General features: G+C 43.3%; 16 protein-coding genes. 8 read left to right on the top strand and 8 right to left on the bottom strand.

What is annotated here, in order from left to right:
- Positions 1-49: 49 nt before the first annotated feature.
- From ACO5E4_RS05890 to leuD, 5 genes are all read left to right on the top strand, one after another.
- Entirely contained in the window at positions 50-1,834 is a 1,785-nt protein-coding gene (locus ACO5E4_RS05890) for an ABC transporter ATP-binding protein/permease (RefSeq protein WP_485862392.1), read from the top strand.
- Positions 1,835-2,535: 701 nt separating this feature from the next.
- Positions 2,536-4,083: a 2-isopropylmalate synthase gene (leuA, locus tag ACO5E4_RS05895; protein WP_485862393.1), complete on the top strand. Its 1,548-nt coding sequence runs from the start codon at positions 2,536-2,538 to the stop codon at positions 4,081-4,083.
- A gap of 76 nt (positions 4,084-4,159) precedes the next feature.
- A complete protein-coding gene (gene leuB, locus ACO5E4_RS05900; protein WP_485862394.1) occupies positions 4,160-5,236 on the top strand; it encodes a 3-isopropylmalate dehydrogenase in 1,077 nt (358 codons plus the stop codon).
- Between the two features lie 91 nt (positions 5,237-5,327).
- Entirely contained in the window at positions 5,328-6,737 is a 1,410-nt protein-coding gene (gene leuC / locus ACO5E4_RS05905) for a 3-isopropylmalate dehydratase large subunit (RefSeq protein ID WP_485862395.1), read from the top strand.
- Between the two features lie 10 nt (positions 6,738-6,747).
- Entirely contained in the window at positions 6,748-7,350 is a 603-nt protein-coding gene (gene leuD / locus ACO5E4_RS05910; protein ID WP_485862396.1) for a 3-isopropylmalate dehydratase small subunit, read from the top strand.
- 96 nt (positions 7,351-7,446) lie between these two features.
- On the opposite strand, the gene ACO5E4_RS05915 is transcribed toward leuD, so the two are convergent.
- A complete protein-coding gene (locus ACO5E4_RS05915; protein ID WP_485862397.1) occupies positions 7,447-8,199 on the bottom strand; it encodes a class I SAM-dependent methyltransferase in 753 nt (250 codons plus the stop codon).
- Position 8,200: 1 nt separating this feature from the next.
- On the bottom strand, positions 8,201-9,445 hold the full coding sequence (gene mtr / locus ACO5E4_RS05920) for a tryptophan permease (protein WP_485862398.1): 1,245 nt from the start codon (positions 9,443-9,445) through the stop codon (positions 8,201-8,203).
- Positions 9,446-9,599: 154 nt separating this feature from the next.
- Here mtr and ppa point away from each other — a divergent pair, with 154 nt between their 5' ends.
- Positions 9,600-10,127 (top strand): inorganic diphosphatase, encoded by a 528-nt coding sequence (gene ppa / locus ACO5E4_RS05925; protein ID WP_006716839.1) that lies wholly within the window; start codon positions 9,600-9,602, stop codon positions 10,125-10,127.
- 78 nt (positions 10,128-10,205) lie between these two features.
- On the top strand, positions 10,206-10,979 hold the full coding sequence (locus tag ACO5E4_RS05930; protein WP_485862399.1) for a M48 family metallopeptidase: 774 nt from the start codon (positions 10,206-10,208) through the stop codon (positions 10,977-10,979).
- An 83-nt stretch (positions 10,980-11,062) separates the two neighbouring features.
- On the opposite strand, the gene ACO5E4_RS05935 is transcribed toward ACO5E4_RS05930, so the two are convergent.
- The 5 genes from ACO5E4_RS05935 to ACO5E4_RS05955 all read right to left on the bottom strand — a co-directional run bounded on the left by ACO5E4_RS05935 (position 11,063) and on the right by ACO5E4_RS05955 (position 15,086).
- Complete coding sequence (locus tag ACO5E4_RS05935; protein WP_485862400.1) at positions 11,063-11,827, bottom strand: energy transducer TonB; 765 nt, start codon at positions 11,825-11,827, stop codon at positions 11,063-11,065.
- 10 nt (positions 11,828-11,837) lie between these two features.
- Positions 11,838-12,302 (bottom strand): TonB system transport protein ExbD, encoded by a 465-nt coding sequence (gene exbD, locus ACO5E4_RS05940; RefSeq protein WP_109432654.1) that lies wholly within the window; start codon positions 12,300-12,302, stop codon positions 11,838-11,840.
- 9 nt (positions 12,303-12,311) lie between these two features.
- Positions 12,312-12,776, bottom strand: a complete 465-nt coding sequence (gene exbB / locus ACO5E4_RS05945) for a TonB-system energizer ExbB (protein WP_454906122.1) — start codon at positions 12,774-12,776, stop codon at positions 12,312-12,314.
- Between the two features lie 177 nt (positions 12,777-12,953).
- Positions 12,954-14,216: an HlyC/CorC family transporter gene (locus tag ACO5E4_RS05950; RefSeq protein WP_454906120.1), complete on the bottom strand. Its 1,263-nt coding sequence runs from the start codon at positions 14,214-14,216 to the stop codon at positions 12,954-12,956.
- Between the two features lie 75 nt (positions 14,217-14,291).
- A complete protein-coding gene (locus tag ACO5E4_RS05955; protein WP_485862401.1) occupies positions 14,292-15,086 on the bottom strand; it encodes a cytochrome C assembly family protein in 795 nt (264 codons plus the stop codon).
- A gap of 152 nt (positions 15,087-15,238) precedes the next feature.
- Between ACO5E4_RS05955 and ffh the strand changes: the two genes are divergently transcribed.
- Entirely contained in the window at positions 15,239-16,618 is a 1,380-nt protein-coding gene (ffh, locus tag ACO5E4_RS05960; RefSeq protein ID WP_485862402.1) for a signal recognition particle protein, read from the top strand.
- Positions 16,619-16,744: 126 nt separating this feature from the next.
- Here the strand turns inward: ffh and plsB are convergent, their stop codons facing one another.
- Positions 16,745-19,186: a glycerol-3-phosphate 1-O-acyltransferase PlsB gene (gene plsB, locus ACO5E4_RS05965; RefSeq protein WP_485862403.1), complete on the bottom strand. Its 2,442-nt coding sequence runs from the start codon at positions 19,184-19,186 to the stop codon at positions 16,745-16,747.
- Positions 19,187-19,282 lie beyond the last annotated feature (96 nt).

The raw sequence follows: 19,282 nt of genomic DNA on the forward strand, positions 1-19,282 counted from the left end.
GGGAAATCTTTTTAAAATGAACCGCACTTTTTTATTAGCGGATCACATAATGGACTACTCTCAGGAAGCAATTACCTCCCTACTTTGGATTGCAAAAACCTTAGCAATCACGACCGTTGTTTTTAGCCTCAGTATCTTTTTATTGGTGCGTTTTACTCACTGGGGAAAACAATTTTGGATGTTTGCAGGCGGTTATCTTTCGCCGAAACGCAGTATTAAGCCGTTGTTATTTTTCGTGCTGATTGTGGCCTTAACCTTGTTTAGTGTTCGTCTTGGACTGGTACATTCCACTTGGTATAACAATATGTACACCTCACTGCAAGAGTTCAATCAACCGGTCTTTTGGGAGCAAATGATTCTGTTTTGTTTTATCGCCGGATTTTCCGTGCTTTCCGCCTTGATTAGCTATTACATCAGCCAACGCTTTTCTATTAATTGGATCGAATGGTTAAACCAAGAAATGTTGGAAAAATGGATGAGCCACCGTGCCTACTATAAAAGCCAATATACCGCCCAGCATTTGGACAACCCTGATCAACGTATTCAACAAGACGTGCAATCTTACGTCAAAACTACGCTTTCCCTCAGCACCGGTGTGATTGATGCGGTCACCTCCATGATTTCTTACACGATTTTATTGTGGGGATTAGCTGGGCCAATGAGTTTGTTCGGCATAGAAATCCCGCACATGATGGTCTTTTTAGTGTTCGCTTATGTGATCTTCACCACACTTATCGCCTTTTGGCTCGGTAAGCCGTTAATTCGCCTTAACTTCGCAAACGAAAAATTAAATGCAAATTACCGTTATTCCTTAATCCGTGTCAAAGAATATGCGGAAAGCATTGCATTCTACGCCGGTGAAAAAGTTGAAAAAAGTCGGTTATACAAACAATTCCGCGCTGTTATCGATAACATGTGGGATATCGTATTTCGAGCATTAAAGTTCTCCGGTTTTAATTTAGTGATCAGCCAAATTTCCGTGGTTTTCCCATTACTCATTCAAGTGGGACGCTATTTTGAGAAACAAATTAAACTGGGCGATCTGATGCAAACCTTGCAAGTCTTTGGCAAATTGCATTCCAATCTCTCTTTCTTCCGTAACACATATGATAGCTTTGCCGAATACAAAGCCACTTTGGACCGTTTAACCGGCTTCCATTACAGCGTCGAAGCGGCGCAGAAAGAAAACAAAACTCAGATCATCGATCACCCAACCGATGTTATATTCCAACACCTGAATGTTCAGTCACCGCTTGGTAAAACACTGATTAACGATCTCAATCTCACTCTGCCGAAAGGGGACTCTTTGCTAATCCAAGGGCAGTCCGGTGTGGGAAAAACTACGTTGTTACGTACCGTTGCAGGTTTATGGTCATACGCGAACGGAGAAATCTTCTGCCCACAACAAAACAGCCTTTTCCTTTCACAACGCCCTTATTTGCCCCAAGGAGATTTGCTCACCGCACTGTATTACCCCAACACCACGGAACAGGCTGATTTAGCGAAAGTAAATGACGTATTACAGCAAGTGCAACTTGCCCATTTACAAGAACGTTTGGAACAAGAACAAGACTGGAGCCGTATTTTGTCTCTTGGTGAACAGCAACGTCTCGCCTTCGCGCGGCTTTTACTCCATAAACCGCAAGTCGCCTTTTTAGACGAAGCCACCGCCAGCCTGGATGAAGGACTTGAAGATGCCATGTATCGGTTAATTCGCCGGGAATTGCCGAATACCACCCTTATCAGCGTCGGGCATCGTTCAACCTTAGTGCCGTTACATGAAAAACGTTTAGAATTGAAAACGGATGGGCATTGGGAATTAAGTACTCATTAGGTTTACTGTGACTTTCTTTGCTTCGCCAAAGAAAGTCACTAAAGAAAGGCGCCCCTGCTTTGTCTTTTTCCCCTTGTTCTATTGAATTTGCCTGACGGAAATTTTTGAACTCGCTTCGCTCAAACAAAGCGAAAATTTCCTACAAATTCAATGCCACAAGGGCGGCAAAGAAGGGAACCCACTAATGTTAAGTGCGGTCACAAAATCCAACGGATTTTAAGCCTACAACCCCATCAAGACGAACAATCTAACTTGATTCGATTAAGCGTAATTTCCAACTTATTTCTTCATAACGAAAAAAGTAGAACTATTTGATAAATAAATTTTTCCTAGAATAAAAATTCACAGCAAAAAACAGATTAAGAACATCAATCTAATAAATACAAAAATATTGGACAATAAATCTAAAATAATTTCTAAAATAACGCAAAAGTCAACATAAAACACTAAGCAAACGTTTGACAGAAGAATTTAAATCCGTAATATGTGACGCACTTTACAGATTTTTATACACTAGGATTTTTCATGTTTCACACTGTTTCTTTCTCCCTCAACCTGCTGCTCTCACATGCTTTGTGCGGCTAAGTTGTGGATGAAAAACAGTCAAATGTAAAACCCGCACTCTATTTTGCGGGTTTTTTCGTTTTAAAAATACCGTAAAAAATGACCGCACTTTGAGTGATTGAAAGAAGGAAAATGTTATGACAGATCGCGTTATTATTTTTGATACCACCTTGCGTGATGGCGAGCAAGCGTTAAAAGCAAGCTTAACCGTTAAAGAAAAATTACAGATTGCTTTAGCACTTGAGCGTCTAGGCGTGGATGTCATGGAAGTAGGCTTTCCGGTTTCTTCTCAAGGCGATTTTGAATCTGTACAAACCATCGCACGTCACATCAAAAATAGTCGCGTTGCGGCACTTTCCCGTGCGGTAGAAAAAGACATCGATGCGGCGTATGAAGCCTTAAAAGTGGCGGAAGCTTTCCGTATTCACACCTTTATTGCCAGCTCGGCTTTGCACGTGGAAGCCAAATTAAAACGCACCTTTGACGATGTGGTGGAAATGGCGGTGGCGGCAGTGAAACGTGCACGTAACTACACCGATGACGTAGAATTTTCCTGCGAAGATGCCGGACGCACAGGTATCGACAATATTTGTCGCATTGTGGAAGCAGCAATCAACGCCGGTGCGACAACAGTCAACATTCCGGATACCGTCGGTTTCTGCTTACCTAACGAATACGGCAACATCATCGCGCAAGTGCGCAACCGCGTGCCAAACATCGACAAAGCCATTATTTCCGTGCACTGTCACAATGACTTAGGCATGGCGACCGCCAACTCTTTAACAGCAGTACAAAACGGTGCACGTCAAATTGAATGTACTATCAACGGCATCGGCGAGCGCGCAGGCAACACCGCCTTGGAAGAAGTGGTGATGGCAATGAAAGTTCGCCAAGAATTTATGGGTGTGGATACACGCATCAACACGCAAGAAATTCATCGCGTCAGCCAAATGGTGAGTCAGCTTTGCAATATGCCGATTCAACCGAACAAAGCCATTGTCGGGTCAAATGCCTTTGCGCATTCGTCCGGTATCCACCAAGACGGTATGTTGAAAAACAAAAACACCTACGAAATCATGTCTCCGGAAACTATCGGCTTGAAGAAAGAGAAATTGAACCTAACCGCGCGTTCCGGCCGTGCCGCGGTGAAAGGCCACATGACCGACATGGGCTACACCGAGCAAGATTACGACTTGGATAAATTGTATGAATCTTTCTTGAAATTGGCGGATAAAAAAGGCCAAGTATTCGATTACGACTTGGAAGCCTTAGCGTTCATTGATATGCAACAAGGGGATGAAGATCGTTTAGTGTTAGATAAACTTTCTGCGCATTCCACCAAAGAATACCCGGCAACTGCCTTTGTTCAATTACAGTTAGACGGTGAGAAATTAAGTACTTCGTCAATCGGCGGTAACGGCCCGGTGGATGCGGTTTACAATGCGATTTTGAATTTAACCGGCTTAGAGATCAAGATGTCTCACTATAACTTAACTGCCAAAGGTGAAGGTGCTGAAGCGTTAGGTCAGGTGGATATCGTAGTTGAACACGAAGGCCGTAAATTCCATGGTGTGGGTTTAGCGACAGATATCGTTGAATCTTCTGCGTTGGCGTTAGTGCATGCGATTAATGCCATTTATCGTGCGCATAAGGTGGCGGATATTAAGAATCACAAAAATCATTAATCTATCGAGTTCCCCTCTTTAGCAAAGAGGGGAGAAAATTAACCGCACTTTAGTGTGAAAGAAATAGGAAAACAATATGCAATCATACAACATCGCTGTTCTACCGGGAGACGGTATCGGTCCGGAAGTCATGGCGGAAGCCATTAAAGTATTAAACAAAGTCCAAGAAAAATTCGGTTTCAAACTCAACTTCAATGAATTTTATGTAGGTGGTACCGCGATTGATCACTGCGGTTGTCCGTTACCGGCAGAAACCTTAAAAGGTTGTGAAGAGGCCGATGCGATTTTGTTTGGTTCTGTGGGTGGCCCTAAATGGACAAATTTACCGCCGGATCAACAACCGGAACGTGGTGCGTTATTGCCATTGCGTAAACACTTCAAATTATTCTGCAATCTTCGTCCTGCTACCCTTTATAAAGGACTCGAAAAATTCTGTCCATTACGTGCAGATATTGCAGCAAAAGGGTTTGATATGGTGGTTGTGCGTGAATTAACGGGCGGGATTTATTTCGGTCAACCAAAAGGTCGCGAAGGCGAAGGTGCACAAAGCAAAGCATTCGATACGGAAGTCTATTACAAATATGAAATCGAACGCATTGCACGTGCGGCTTTTGATGCGGCTATGAAACGCCATAAACATGTCACCTCCGTGGATAAAGCCAACGTATTACAAGCGTCAATCTTATGGCGTGAAACCGTGACCGAAGTGGCAAAAGACTACCCTGAAGTCACCCTAGATCACATTTATATCGACAACGCGACCATGCAGCTCATCAAAGCGCCAGAGTCTTTCGATGTGCTACTCTGCTCTAACATTTTCGGTGATATTATTTCTGATGAAGCGGCAATGATTACCGGTTCCATGGGCATGTTGCCATCCGCCAGCTTAAACGAAGAAGGTTTCGGCTTATACGAACCGGCTGGTGGTTCTGCCCCGGATATTGCCGGCAAAGGCATTGCCAACCCAATCGCACAAATTCTTTCTGCGGCAATGATGTTGCGTTACAGCTTCAACTTAAACGAAGCAGCAGATGCTATTGAAAATGCGGTACAAAAAGTCTTAGCAAACGGTCACCGTACCGGCGATTTAGCCGATGACTCTGTCCCTGTTTCAACGGCAGAAATGGGTACGTTAATCGCTAATGCAATCTAATCAAAAACAATGAAAGTGCGGTTCAAAAATACCTTGAAATTTGACCGCACTTACTACTCTAACAAAAGCCTCTAACGAATTGAGAAACATTATGGCAAAAACTCTTTACGAAAAATTATTCGACGCCCATGTGGTGTACGAAGCGGAAGGCGAAACGCCGATTTTGTATATTAACCGTCATTTAATCCATGAAGTGACTAGTCCACAAGCCTTTGATGGTCTACGTGTGGCAGGCCGTCAAGTACGTCAAGTAAGTAAAACTTTCGGCACCATGGATCACAGTATTTCTACCCAAGTACGCGATGTGAACAAGCTTGAAGGCCAAGCAAAAATTCAAGTATTGGAGCTTGCAAAAAACACGAAAGCGACCGGTATTCAATTATTCGACATGGCCACGAAAGAACAAGGTATCGTGCATGTGATGGGACCGGAACAAGGCTTAACTTTGCCAGGCATGACGATTGTTTGTGGTGACTCTCATACCGCTACCCACGGTGCATTCGGTGCCTTGGCATTTGGTATCGGCACCTCCGAAGTAGAACACGTGTTAGCGACACAAACCTTAAAACAAGCCCGTGCGAAAAGCATGAAAATTGAAGTGCGCGGCAAAGTGGCGCCGGGCATTACCGCAAAAGACATTATTCTAGCCATTATCGGTAAAACCACTATGGCAGGCGGCACAGGCCATGTGGTGGAATTTTGTGGCGAGGCCATTCGCGACCTTTCCATGGAAGGCAGAATGACAGTATGCAACATGGCAATTGAAATGGGCGCAAAAGCCGGTTTAATCGCACCGGATGAAACGACTTTCGACTATTTAAAAGGCCGTCCACACGCGCCGAAAGGTAAAGATTGGGATGATGCCGTTGCTTATTGGAAAACCTTAAAATCCGATGAGGATGCGAAATTTGACACGGTCATCACGTTAGAAGCTAAAGATATCGCACCACAAGTCACTTGGGGCACCAATCCGGGACAAGTAATCGGCATCGATCAACGAGTACCAAATCCAGCAGAAATGACGGATCCGGTAACTCGCGCTTCGGCTGAAAAAGCCTTGAATTATATCGGTTTAGAACCGAATACTGATTTAAAAGAGATTCCGGTGGATCAAGTGTTTATTGGCTCTTGCACCAATGCCCGTATCGAAGATTTACGTGCCGCAGCTGCCGTGATGAAAGGCCGTAAAAAAGCCGATAACGTAAAACGAATTTTAGTGGTCCCGGGTTCCGGTTTAGTGAAAGAACAAGCGGAAAAAGAAGGCTTGGATAAAATCTTTATCGAAGCGGGCGCAGAATGGCGTAACCCGGGCTGTTCCATGTGTTTAGGGATGAACGATGACCGCTTGGGCGAATGGGAACGTTGTGCTTCCACTTCAAACCGTAACTTTGAAGGTCGTCAAGGCCGTAACGGACGCACCCACTTGGTGAGTCCAGCCATGGCAGCCGCAGCAGCGATGTTCGGTAAATTCGTTGATATTCGAGACGTCACATTAAACTAAGGAGCAGAAAATGGTAGGATTCAAACAACTTTCAGGCTTAGTAGTGCCATTGGATGCGGCAAACGTGGATACGGATGCGATTATTCCAAAACAATTTTTACAAGCCATTACCCGCGTAGGTTTCGGCAAACACTTATTCCATGAATGGCGTTATTTGGATGTAGAAGGCATCAAGCCAAATCCGGAATTTGTGCTGAATTACCCACAATATCAAGGCGCGACTATTTTATTAGCGCGTAAAAACCTCGGCTGTGGTTCTTCGCGTGAACACGCCCCTTGGGCATTAGCCGATTACGGCTTCAAAGTGATGATCGCACCGAGTTTTGCGGATATTTTCTATAACAACAGTTTGAACAACCATATGTTACCGATTCGTTTAAGCGAAGAGGAAGTAGAAGAAATCTTCCAATGGGTGTGGGCGAACGAAGGCAAACAAATCCATGTAGATTTGGAAGCCATGACCGTGACCGTAGGCGACAAAGTGTATACCTTTGAACTGGATGAATTCCGCCGTCATTGTTTGTTAAACGGCTTGGATAATATCGGTTTAACCCTTCAACACGAAGACAAAATCGCAGAATACGAAAGTAAAATTCCGGCATTCTTGCGTTAACTTTTTATCACTCGGAAAGCAGATATTTTCTGCGCTAAAAGGCGGACAACTTGTCCGCCTTCTTTTCTCAAAAACACGTCAAAAACCGACCGCACTTTATGTGTTTTTTCTCGCCTTAACAAACAACAACACTGGGCGATGTTGTAAATCTTTAAATTCATCCTGCCATTGCGGTTGGTCTGCAAGCATCGGCTCCGCCATTTGCTCAATGTGAAAACCGGCGGAAATCAGGTTGTTGATGATGGTCGCCGTGGTGCGATGATAGGTAGTGAAAGGTTGTTTAAACCAGTTGCGCTGGCGTTCGCCTTCATCCCGATAGAAATTCAGACGATAGGCGATTTGTTGTTTTTGCGCGTCTTTTTCCCAACGTTCGCCGCCTTGATAGCAGGTCACAATGGGATGCTCTTGAGAAAAAACCAATTGTCCGTTTGGTTTCAGTTTGGCATGAATTTTTGCTAATAAGGCAGGAAAATCCTGTACATAATGAAAAGCAAAGGAACTGGTGATTAAATCAAAACTGCCCTCATTTAACTGATCTAAACGTTCCATGGAGGCTTGCTCCAGTAAAAAGTGCGGGCGAAATTCTGCGAGATTTTTTGCTGCCTGCTGCAACATGGCTTGAGATAAATCGATGCCGACAACAAATGCAGCACCCCGTTCTAAATAGAGCTTGAGATGTTCTCCGCAACCACAGCCTAAATCTAAAATACGCTTGCCTGACACGCCGCCGACTAAGCCCAACATGGTGGGCTTTTCAACGATTTCATTTAAGCTGTTCGGGTTACTGCGCAGTTTCTGGTACAGCTCAAAAAAACCGTCCTTGTCATACACGCTTTGCTTGTCTTGCATATTATCCTTTGAAATCAGCAATCCAACCAAGCTGCAATGCCACTTGTGCGAAGATATTCAATAGTCCGAACAAAATCACAAAATACACCATGAAGTTGCCGCCGTGTACGCGATAGGTCGCATTCGGGAATTTTTTGCGGCTGGCTTTTGCCAACAACGCTGGCACGATGGCTGCCCAAATCGTAGCAGCTAGCCCCGCATAACCGATGGCAATAACGAAACCGAACGGGAATTGTAAGCTCAACAATAACGGCGGCAGGAAAGTGACTAACGTCGTTTTCGTGCGTCCCAAACGGCTGTCGTCAAATTTACACAAGTCAGCGATGTAATCGAATAAGCCTAAGGTGACACCAAGGAAAGAACTGGCGATGGCCATGTAGGCAAAGAAATTCAAAATAATACCGATGTAATCCGTTTGGATGTATTTATTCAAGGCTTCTAATAAGGCCGCCACGTCCCCGCCTTTGGCAATCACCGGTGCAAATTCGGCACGCGGTAAGTTACCTTGAACGGCAAGCTGCCACAAAATATAAATAATCAACGCCAAACCGGTACCAAGGAAAATGGATTTCATCACGCGGTTGCCGTCACGATCATAGTATTTCACCAAACTCGGGACGTTGCCGTGGAAACCAAATGACACCAAACACACCGGAAGTGCGGTCAAAATATAAGGTAAATAGTGCTGTTCGCCCTGTGCCACAGTGTTAAGCAATACATCGGCTTTCACCGAGCTCAACAAACCGGAGGTAGAAAGGAAGAAAGAAATGATCATCCCGGCGATTAACACTGTACTAAAACGGTCAACCGCTTTGGTGGAAAACCAGACAAACGCCGCCAACACAAAACAGAAAATCAACGAGCCTGCACTACGTCCCACTTCCACGTTTTCACCTAATTGATTCAGGAAACTTTCCGTAATGCTGCCGCCGGAAGTGATGTAAGCATAAGTAAGAATGTAAAGTACAAAGGCGACGGATAAGCCATTAATGACGTTCCAGCCTTTGCCTAATAAATCCGTTACGATCGTATCGAAACTGGCGCCGGTCGGATAATGTAAATTGGCTTCTAAAATCATTAAGCCCGAGGTGGTCATACAAAACCAGGTGTAAATCAGAATCGCAATTGAACCGAAAAACCAAACACCGGCAGTAGAAGTTGGGTTAGCAAGCATACCGGCGCCGATTGCCGTGCCGGCGATAATCATCGCGCCACCAAGTAAGGAAGGGCGTTTTTGTGTTGTCATTATAAAATCCTCTCTCAAAAATTTTGGACTATTATAATAGTACAATAATAAAAAACAACCGGATTTTATCATGTCATTTTCCCTCAACTCGACAAATGAAGCCGATTACCGCTATAATTGCGACGTTTATTTAACTCACAAGAAGGAATAACAAATGGGCTTAGAAAGCGTACCAGCAGGTAAAGAATTACCAGATGACATCTATGTTGTTATTGAAATCCCTGCAAACTCTGATCCAATCAAATATGAAGTAGACAAAGAAACCGGCACATTATTTGTAGACCGTTTCATGGCAACCGCCATGTTCTATCCGGCAAACTACGGTTATGTGAACAACACCTTATCTTCTGACGGCGACCCGGTTGACGTGTTAGTGCCAACACCGTATCCATTACAACCTGGCTCCGTTATTCGTTGCCGTCCGGTAGGCGTGTTGAAAATGACCGATGAAGCCGGTGGCGATGCGAAAGTGGTTGCGGTACCGCACACGAAATTAAGCAAAGAATACGACCACATCAAAGACGTGGGCGATTTACCGGAATTATTAAAAGCACAAATCAAACACTTCTTCGAAAGCTACAAAGCGTTAGAAGCAGGTAAATGGGTGAAAGTAGAAGGATGGGAAGGCGTTGACGCAGCGCGTAAAGAAATCCTTGATTCATTTGAGCGTGCAAAAAAATAATCAAAAATTACCAAAAAAACAGGCCGCATCTTTAAAAAGTGCGGTCTTTTTTATACACAAATCCACGAGGGAAAATCTATGTTCAAATTTGGTAAAACATTAGCATTCGTCTCCATCATCAGTATTTTAAGTGCTTGTGCCGATTCTGCTTCAATCAACCAACAAGCGGCAATGGGCTATCGTCAAATGATCTCCGAAGCAAAAGCGAAGGGGCAATTAGACACCCAATCCCGCACCGCTCAACGAGTGCACAAAATTTTCAACAAAATGGTGCCTTATGCCAATGCGGAAAACCACACCGGTCAGCCGTTTAACTGGCAAATCGAAGTGATTAAATCCAAAGAACTGAATGCTTGGGCAATGCCGGGCGGTAAAATGGCGTTTTATACCGGTTTAGTAGAAAGCTTGAACCTCACGGATGATGAAATCGCGACAGTGATGGGGCATGAAATGGCTCACGCCTTAAAAGAGCATGGTAAAAAGAAAGCCAATATGGGGCAATTCACTGACGTACTTGCTGGCGTTGCACACGTTGCGTTATCCACTCAGATCGGTTCTGACGGAAGTGCTGTTGTCGTTGGCTTAACCAAAGACTGGGCGTTAGATAAACCGTATTCTCGTAGTGCTGAAACAGAAGCGGATGAAGTCGGTTTATTATTAATGGCGAAATCCGGTTACAACCCACAAGCAGCACCGGGATTATGGGACAAAATGCAAAAAGCCTCTAAAGGTTCGCAAAGTATGTTGGATAAACTCAGTTCCACCCACCCAACTGACAAAGATCGCCAAGAAAACTTATTACGCCTCATGCCGGAAGCAATGACACTATATCAGAAAAGCAAACATAGCTAATTTTCTGCGTTAATAGGCAATAAAAAGTGCGGTCAAAAATTTATTTATTTTTTTGACCGCACTTTTATTTTGTAAGAAAGAAATTATCTCAGATTGAAACTGATCGGCACTGTAATACTGGAGGAAACACCTGCAGGACGAGGGCCGATAGAACGAGCACTTGCTACGGCTTTTAATGCTGCGCCATCCAAATCGTCAACACCGGAGCTTTTCACTACACTAGCACCGCTAATACTGCCATCGGCTGCAATCGAGAAGGATACGGTGACAATGCCTTGTTTACGCATCATTTGTGCACGTGCCGGATAACGTTTATGTTTTTCAATTTCACGTCGAACGGCTGACAAATAAGCCTCTCTCTCACTACCGCTCACACCATTACCAACCAAATTCGGATTAGTTGTATTTGCCGGACCAGTAGTGGTTGCCTTAGAGTTCACAGCTGCATTGGATTCAACAGTTCGATCACCTACCACAGCATCTGTTTTTGGTTTCGGTTTATCCTTTGGCTTCTCTTTTGGCTTTTCTTTCGGTTTTTCTTTTGGTTTCTCTTTCGGCTTTTCAGGTTCTTTTGGTTTCTCAACCTTAGGTGGTTCAGGTTTTAATGTCGGGTCTTCCACCATCTCCTGTTTTTCCGGCTCCGGTGCTTTTTCCACCACCGGTGGCGTATCGGCTTCCACCATCGCCATGAGCATTTCCATAGAAATACTGGTAGAAATTTCGCCGGTTGCGCTATTTGCCGTTGTATCTGTTTTCGTTAAATGGCTCCAAAACAACGTAAAGACAATAATGGCATGAATAACAACAGACAACAGGAAACTTAACAGCGAACGTTTGGCATTCTGCATTCAGACTCTCCTACTGCGCTGCCGATTTTGTTTCTGCATTGCCCGTTTGGGGAGCGGCAGGTGTTGCCGACGGAGCATCTGTCGATTTTGATTTTTCGCCGCCTTTAGTTGCCACAATCGCAACATCTTTAATCTCATTTTTTGCCAATAAATCAGTTACTGACACGAAATCTTGGAAAGTAGCGCCCGCATCAATTTTCAGTGTTACTTTTTGCGATTTATCCCACGCGGCAATTTCTGTTTCTAGTGATTCTAAGCTGGTCGGTTTGTCGTTAAAGAACACTTCCCCCTCAGCAGTCACCGTCAATAATTTCGCCAACTCACTGGATTTAAATGCCACAGAAGAACTGGCTTTCGGCACATTCACTTGGATTTTCCCTTGAGAAATGAAAGACGCCGTAATCAATACGATGGCAAGCAACACCAACATAATATCAATGAACGGAATAATGTTGATTTCATCAAACTTTTTCACGGTGATTCCTTATGCTTCGGTATCTTCTTTATGCTTTTGAGAATGCAATACTTTCCATTTCAAACGGTTAACTTCTACTTTACGACCTAAGGCGTTATAGAAAATCATGGAAGGAATTGCCACAAGAATCCCAAGTGCGGTCGCTTTTAACGCTAAAGATAAGTGCATCATGATTTCGCCGGCATTCACATCACCACCGGATTGACCAATTTGGTAAAACGTTAAAAGAATCCCAATTACCGTTCCCAATAATCCCACATAAGGCGCATTAGCACCAATAGTGGAAATTACAGTAAGATTGCGATTTAAATCGATTTCAAGAGCGTGAATTGTGGAATATTGGGTGACTTTAACACGAGATAAGAAGATGAAGCGTTCAATTACCATCGTGAGCATTAAGACACTCATAAATAAAAGTAAACCGATAATGATATAATCACTATAATTGTTTAAAAATTCAAAAATTTGTGGCATTTGTTTTCCCTTAGACGAGGTGCTTGAAAGATAAAAAGAAGGAGCTAAATCACACTCCCTTACAAGTGATAATGAATCGCATTAATTATAAGAATCTTCCATCGTTTGTAAATTAAAATTTAGCAATAAAAAAGCGATGAGGCATCTTCATCGCTTTAATTTGATTTAAGTCAGATTTTAGAGCTTAACCACTTTAGCTTGTTTAATCATGTTGTCACTCACTTCCAAAATAGTGACTCTCAATCCATTCACTTCACAGACGGTGCCTTCTTCAGGAATTTCTTCCAAATGCTCCAAAATCAAACCGTTAAATGTACGCGCATCTTCGGTATCCAAATTCCAATTAAACATTTTATTTAAATCACGCAAATTGGCAGAACCTTCAATAATCATCGAACCATCAGATTGTGGCATCACTTCTTCATCAATGGTCGGCGTGTTAGAGGTGGTGAAATCGCCCACAATTTCTTCCAAAATGTCTTCCAACGTCACCAAACCTTTAATATCGCCATATTCATCCACAACCAAGCCGATACGCTCTTTTTTATTACGGAAATTAGCTAATTGTGTCTTTAAAGCCGTGCCTTCAGGAATGAAATACACTTCATCGGCAGCACGAATCAAGGTTTCTTTAGTAAATTCATTTTTTTCCAGCAACAAACGGAACGCTTCTCGTACGCGCAAAATACCGAGCACGTTTTCGTCCATACTGCCTTTATACAACACCACACGGTTATGCGCCGCATGATTGAGCTGGCGCATGATAGATTTCCAGTCATCATCAATATCAATGCCGCCGATTTCATTGCGCGGCACCATGATGTCATCCACGGTAACCGTTTCCATATCTAAAATAGACAGCAACATTTGCGGATGTTGCTCATCCGGTGTCGCCTCTCCCGCTTCTGAAACGATGCTGCGCAATTCTTCGCGGCTAATCACTTGTTTTTTCAAATCCGGTTTTAACCCCACCAAGCGCATTAAAAGCTTGGTAAACACATTCATCACCCAAACTAAAGGTGCAAAAATGTTAAGGAGCGGCATTAATAAATGGCTAGAGGCTAAGCCCACTTTTTCCGGATGCATGGCTGCCACGGTTTTCGGGAAAATTTCAGAGAAAATTAACATAACAAATGTCAACAAACCGGTTGCAATCGCCACACCGGCGTCGCCATACAAGCGCATGCCAATCATCGTGGCAATGGCAGAGGCGCTGATATTCACAAGATTATTAAAGATAAGAATAAAACTGAGCAGTTTGTCCGGTTTAGCCAGCAGTGTCTCGGCTTTTTTTGCGCCTTTATTGCCCTGCTCCGCTAAAAAACGCAGGCGGTATTTATTGAGAGAAAGTAAACCTGTTTCAGAGCCGGAAAAATAGGCAGAAAGGACTAAACAGGCAATTAAAATGATAAATAACGTACTAAGGGGAATACTGTCCAAAGCGAAATCCTTGCATTAATTTAAAAATAAAAAAGGCGGGAAAAACTCACCGCACTTTTTTCTCATTTACTGATATTACACAATCAGACGACTACCGAAATAAGCAACCGTAAGCAAAATCATACCTGAAATTGTGTAAATAATCATCTTTTTTCCACGCCAACGGTAGCGCTGATACCCTAAAATCGCAATGCCAAAGACTAACCACCCGAACAAGGAAAACACGCCTTTGTGAAGATTATCCGGCGTCATGGCGTTAACCAAATGAAAGGTACCGGAAATCAGCGTGAGCGTCATCAACACTTCACCACTGACCAATAAACGGAAAAAATGCCGTTCTACTGTCATAAGCGGCGGTACCATCGGCGAAAAAGTCATTTTCTTGCTTTTCAAACGACGATCAATCCAGACCAACTGAATCGCATACAGGGTCGCAATACAGCACACGGCATAGGCAAAAATCGACAAGCCGATGTGAAAAAGCATCGATGTATTTTGGTTCAATAATTGAATAATGTGGCTTGGCAGAAAAGTCGCATAAATCAAGTTAATAATGGAGAAACAATAAACAATCGGTAACACAAACCACATGGTATTGACGCGCAACATGGCGATCGTGGCGAGTATAGCGATCATAACGCTCATCAACGAAGCCACTTCCATAATGCTGAAATTCTGCCCCTCCGCCAAGTCTCCCAATAGGGGGAAAGTGCTAATCAGGTGAAAAACCACCGCCAAAAGTGCGGTCAAAAAAAACGGTGTTTTTTGACGTTTTACATCCGCGCCCGCCACTTGCGAGGTTAATAAAATCGGGGCAATGCGTAATACACTAATGAGGTAAAAAAGAATTGATAAAACCGCAAACCACATAATGATGCTTCCTTTGTTTTGTTGGCGTTTTATTCTAACGAGATCAAGCTAAAATCGCCACGACTTTATTTGACGTGAAAATGCGCGGAATTTCAGTATAATGAACAGCATTTTACCGATGATACCTTTCCGATTTAACCACAGGAAATATTATGTTTGAGAATTTATCTGATCGTCTTTCCAAAACCTTACGCAATATCAGCGGTCGAGGTCGTTTAACCGAAGATAACATTAAAGAAACTTTGCGCGAAGTGCGAATGGCATTGTTAGAAGCCGATGTGGCATTGCCGGTTGTGCGCGATTTTATTAACAATGTAAAAGAACGTGCCATCGGGGTGGAAGTCAATAAAAGCCTCACCCCGGGACAAGAATTCGTCAAAATCGTCCAAGCCGAATTAGAAGCGGCAATGGGTGAAGCCAACGAAAGTTTAAATCTGGCTACCCAACCGCCTGCCGTGATTTTAATGGCGGGTCTGCAAGGGGCGGGGAAAACCACCAGCGTGGGTAAACTGGCCAAATTTCTGAGTGAACGCCATAAGAAAAAAGTGCTTGTTGTTTCTGCCGACGTCTATCGTCCGGCGGCGATCAAACAATTAGAAACCCTCGCACAGGGGGTGAATGTGGATTTCTTCCCGTCAGATGTGAAACAAAAGCCGGTAGATATTGCGAAAGCCGCCTTGGCAGACGCCAAATTAAAATTCTACGATGTGCTGATCGTGGATACCGCCGGTCGTTTGCACGTGGATAGTGAAATGATGGATGAAATCAAGCAGGTTCACGCAGCGTTAAATCCCATTGAAACACTCTTCACCGTGGATGCCATGACCGGTCAAGATGCGGCAAATACAGCAAAAGCCTTTAATGAAGCTTTGCCGCTTACCGGTGTCATCCTCACCAAAGTGGACGGCGATGCGCGCGGTGGTGCAGCACTATCGATTCGTCAAATTACCGGCAAGCCGATTAAATTCCTCGGGGTGGGTGAAAAAACCGATGCATTAGAACCTTTCCATCCGGATCGTGTGGCGTCGCGTATTCTCGGCATGGGTGATGTACTTTCCTTAATTGAAGATTTAGAGCGTTCCGTTGACCGTGAAAAAGCGGAAAAAATGGCGCAAAAATTCAAAAAAGGCGACGATTTCACCTTAGAAGATTTCCGCGAACAATTACGCGAAATGAAAAAAATGGGCGGTATGATGTCCATGTTGGAAAAATTACCGGGCGCAAAAAATCTACCGGAGCATGTAAAAAATCAGGTGGATGACAAAATGTTCAACAAACTGGAAGCCATCATCAATTCCATGACCTTAAAAGAACGCGCGAATCCGGACATCATCAAAGGTTCTCGCCGCCGTCGCATTGCCCTTGGTTCCGGCACGCAGGTGCAAGATGTAAACAAGCTGCTCAAACAATTTGACGAAATGCAACGCATGATGAAGAAAATGCGTAAAGGCGGCATGGCAAAAATGATGCGCGGCATGCAAGGCTTAATGGGCGGTGGGCTCGGCGGATTAGGCGGAATGTTTAGACGTTAACTCAGATGCAAAGAAAAAGCCATCTAAAGGAAGATGGCTTTTTTTATTAAAAAATAATTTAAGAAACCAAAGTGCGGTCAAGAAAAACAACGTTTTTTATGACCGCACTTTTATTATTCTGTTTTCTTAACTTTCGTTATGTTCTTTCTCTTCTACTTTTGTCACGGCACCGTTAATCGTTAAGCAAATTTCCGTTGAAATCAGGTGGGTTAGAATCTCTGCCAACACATGCAATTTTTCGGTATTCGCACTGCCGCTTTCATTGAAATACCCTTGGTCTTTTAAACTATTCGTAAAGGCGGAGAAAACCGCTTTATCAAAGAATTCAGGTGCATTAATGCCATGTAGGACAGACAAACGTTGTGCCACAGACTGACTTTCTTTTTCCAAATCTGCGCGGGAAATCAATGGATTATTTTGCAGCAAATTCACGGTAATGTAATAACGCTGTAAAATTTCACGTACACCGGCAGACCAAAGTTGCAACATCCGAATATTCGGCTTATTGATTGTCAGCATATTTTCACTGTGCTTAATAATATGTTGGCGTTGCAATTCGTTAATAATTTGCTCTACACGCTGTGCGATCTGTTCTTCTTCCGTAAAATGTAAGAATAATTCGCTCCGCAAGAACGGATAAATTTTAAGCACGGCATCTAACACCAAATCTTTTTGGATCCCTTCATAATGCAACACAATGCTTGCAACCAGTGACGGTAATACAAATAGGTGTTGAATGTTATTTCGGTAGTAAGTCATTAACACCGCAGAAGAACGTTCTAAACGCACAATTTCACCGAAGTTGTCTTTCTCCACCAAAATACCGATCCGATCCAGACTTAACACATGATCCAACATAATTTCAGGTTTTTCAGCCGGAACAACAATATCCTCGGAATATGGTACGTTTTGTAAGAATTGTTGATAACTGGAAAGTTGCTCTAACAATTGCTCACGAGAAAGCGCACGTTGGCGGGAAGACAATAATGCCGTGCCGGTTAAGTTCATCGCATTCACTGCCGCCGCTTTATTAATATTCACCATCACTTGGTGGGATACTGCATCAACGGCTTTGTTAAACCATTGAGGACGATCTTCAGGTGGCTCTTTCCATTCCGGGAAGTTTTGATTTAAATAGGCATTTAACGTAATAGGCTCACCGAAATTCACATAGCCTTTACCTAAATTACGCAATTTTTTGATAACACGTAATACCAAGCCGGCATTTTCTTTTTCTTTCGCGGCACCACGTAATTCTTTGGCATAAGTGTCCACTTCTAAAACGTGTTCATACCCCACATACACCGGCACAACCGTAATTGGTCGGCTCTGTTGTTGCTGTAATGCCTGTAATGTCATGGACATCATACCGGTTTTCGGCGCAAGCAAACGCCCCGTACGCGAACGTCCACCTTCAATAAAGTATTCCACAGCGTAACCACGATGGAACAACTCCGACAAATATTCACGGAAAATCGTAGAATATAAGCGGTTACCTTTAAAAGTACGACGAATGAAAAATGCCCCACCACGGCGGAACATCCCACCAACCGGCCAGAAATTAAGGTTAATCCCTGCGGCGATATGTGGAGTCACCAAACCTTGGTGATATAACACATAGGAAAGCAATAAATAGTCAATGTGGCTACGATGACAAGGCACATACACGATTTCATGGCCTTCTAACGCCAATTTACGTACACGATCCGCATTTTCCACTTGAATGCCTTGATACAACTTATTCCACAACCAACGTAAGAAACGATCCGCCACACGTAAACTTTCATAGCTCACGTTAGCCGCAATTTCATCCAGAATTTTTTCAGCTTCTTTATGCGCTTTCTCTTTACTGATGTTTTTGCTTTTCGCTTCGTCTTCAATTGCCGCTAAAATTACCGGCAATTGCAATAATTTATTGAACATGGCTTGGCGATTTGGCAAGCGCGGACCGGTAGCAGAAATACGTTGTTTAGCAAAATGCATTTTAGCTACACGAGCTAATTTTTGTGCAATTTTCTGATCAAATCCATGCTCACGCGTCATATAGCGTAAAGACACCGCTTGAGAGAAACGCACAAAGGTATCACGTCCAAACCATAATGCTGCGACTGTTTTTTGTAGCCCGTTTAACAAACGTAAGTTTGGCAAGCCAGTTTGATCTTCACGCCCCGGTGCTCTTCCCCATAAAACTGAAACCGGAATTAACTGCACGTCTAAATCCGGTGAAGTGCGGTGCAATTCCAAATATTTATTGAAAACAGTGATCGTTTCTTTTTTAGCCCCTTTCGATTTAAAAAAGCGGCGACCTTCATCTAAAAAGACAAAGCGTGGCAATAAATTGCCATTAATTTCATTTTGTTCCAAAGGATCCGGTAAACCTACACTCAGGCAATTTTTGCGGAAAATCACAAAATCGGTTTGTGATGTATAAGGCAAAACATAAACAATTGGCTGGGAAATATTTAGCTCTAGTTCTTCAATTGGATGATGGGGAATTGGATTATTTTTTACTAAAATCGACAATGGCAATTCAAGTAATTTTCGGTAAGCATTCAGAAAACTAGCCATAATAAATGTCCTTGTATAATTAACGTTATTTCACATACTTGGTGCAAAATTGGCGCTAGTTTAGCATAAAAACTTCGTAGAATTAGTGACGAACAA

The organism is Aggregatibacter sp. (assembly GCF_057314075.1).

Bases quoted from the DNA above. Each gene is read 5' to 3' on its own strand.
- ACO5E4_RS05890 (WP_485862392.1), top strand. From the start codon at position 50: ATGGACTACTCTCAGGAAGCAATTACCTCCCTACTTTGGATTGCAAAA.
- leuA (WP_485862393.1), top strand. From the start codon at position 2,536: ATGACAGATCGCGTTATTATTTTTGATACCACCTTGCGTGATGGCGAG.
- leuB (WP_485862394.1), top strand. From the start codon at position 4,160: ATGCAATCATACAACATCGCTGTTCTACCGGGAGACGGTATCGGTCCG.
- leuC (WP_485862395.1), top strand. From the start codon at position 5,328: ATGGCAAAAACTCTTTACGAAAAATTATTCGACGCCCATGTGGTGTAC.
- leuD (WP_485862396.1), top strand. From the start codon at position 6,748: ATGGTAGGATTCAAACAACTTTCAGGCTTAGTAGTGCCATTGGATGCG.
- ACO5E4_RS05915 (WP_485862397.1), bottom strand. From the start codon at position 8,199: ATGCAAGACAAGCAAAGCGTGTATGACAAGGACGGTTTTTTTGAGCTG.
- mtr (WP_485862398.1), bottom strand. From the start codon at position 9,445: ATGACAACACAAAAACGCCCTTCCTTACTTGGTGGCGCGATGATTATC.
- ppa (WP_006716839.1), top strand. From the start codon at position 9,600: ATGGGCTTAGAAAGCGTACCAGCAGGTAAAGAATTACCAGATGACATC.
- ACO5E4_RS05930 (WP_485862399.1), top strand. From the start codon at position 10,206: ATGTTCAAATTTGGTAAAACATTAGCATTCGTCTCCATCATCAGTATT.
- ACO5E4_RS05935 (WP_485862400.1), bottom strand. From the start codon at position 11,827: ATGCAGAATGCCAAACGTTCGCTGTTAAGTTTCCTGTTGTCTGTTGTT.
- exbB (WP_454906122.1), bottom strand. From the start codon at position 12,776: ATGCCACAAATTTTTGAATTTTTAAACAATTATAGTGATTATATCATT.
- ACO5E4_RS05955 (WP_485862401.1), bottom strand. From the start codon at position 15,086: ATGTGGTTTGCGGTTTTATCAATTCTTTTTTACCTCATTAGTGTATTA.
- ffh (WP_485862402.1), top strand. From the start codon at position 15,239: ATGTTTGAGAATTTATCTGATCGTCTTTCCAAAACCTTACGCAATATC.
- plsB (WP_485862403.1), bottom strand. From the start codon at position 19,186: ATGGCTAGTTTTCTGAATGCTTACCGAAAATTACTTGAATTGCCATTG.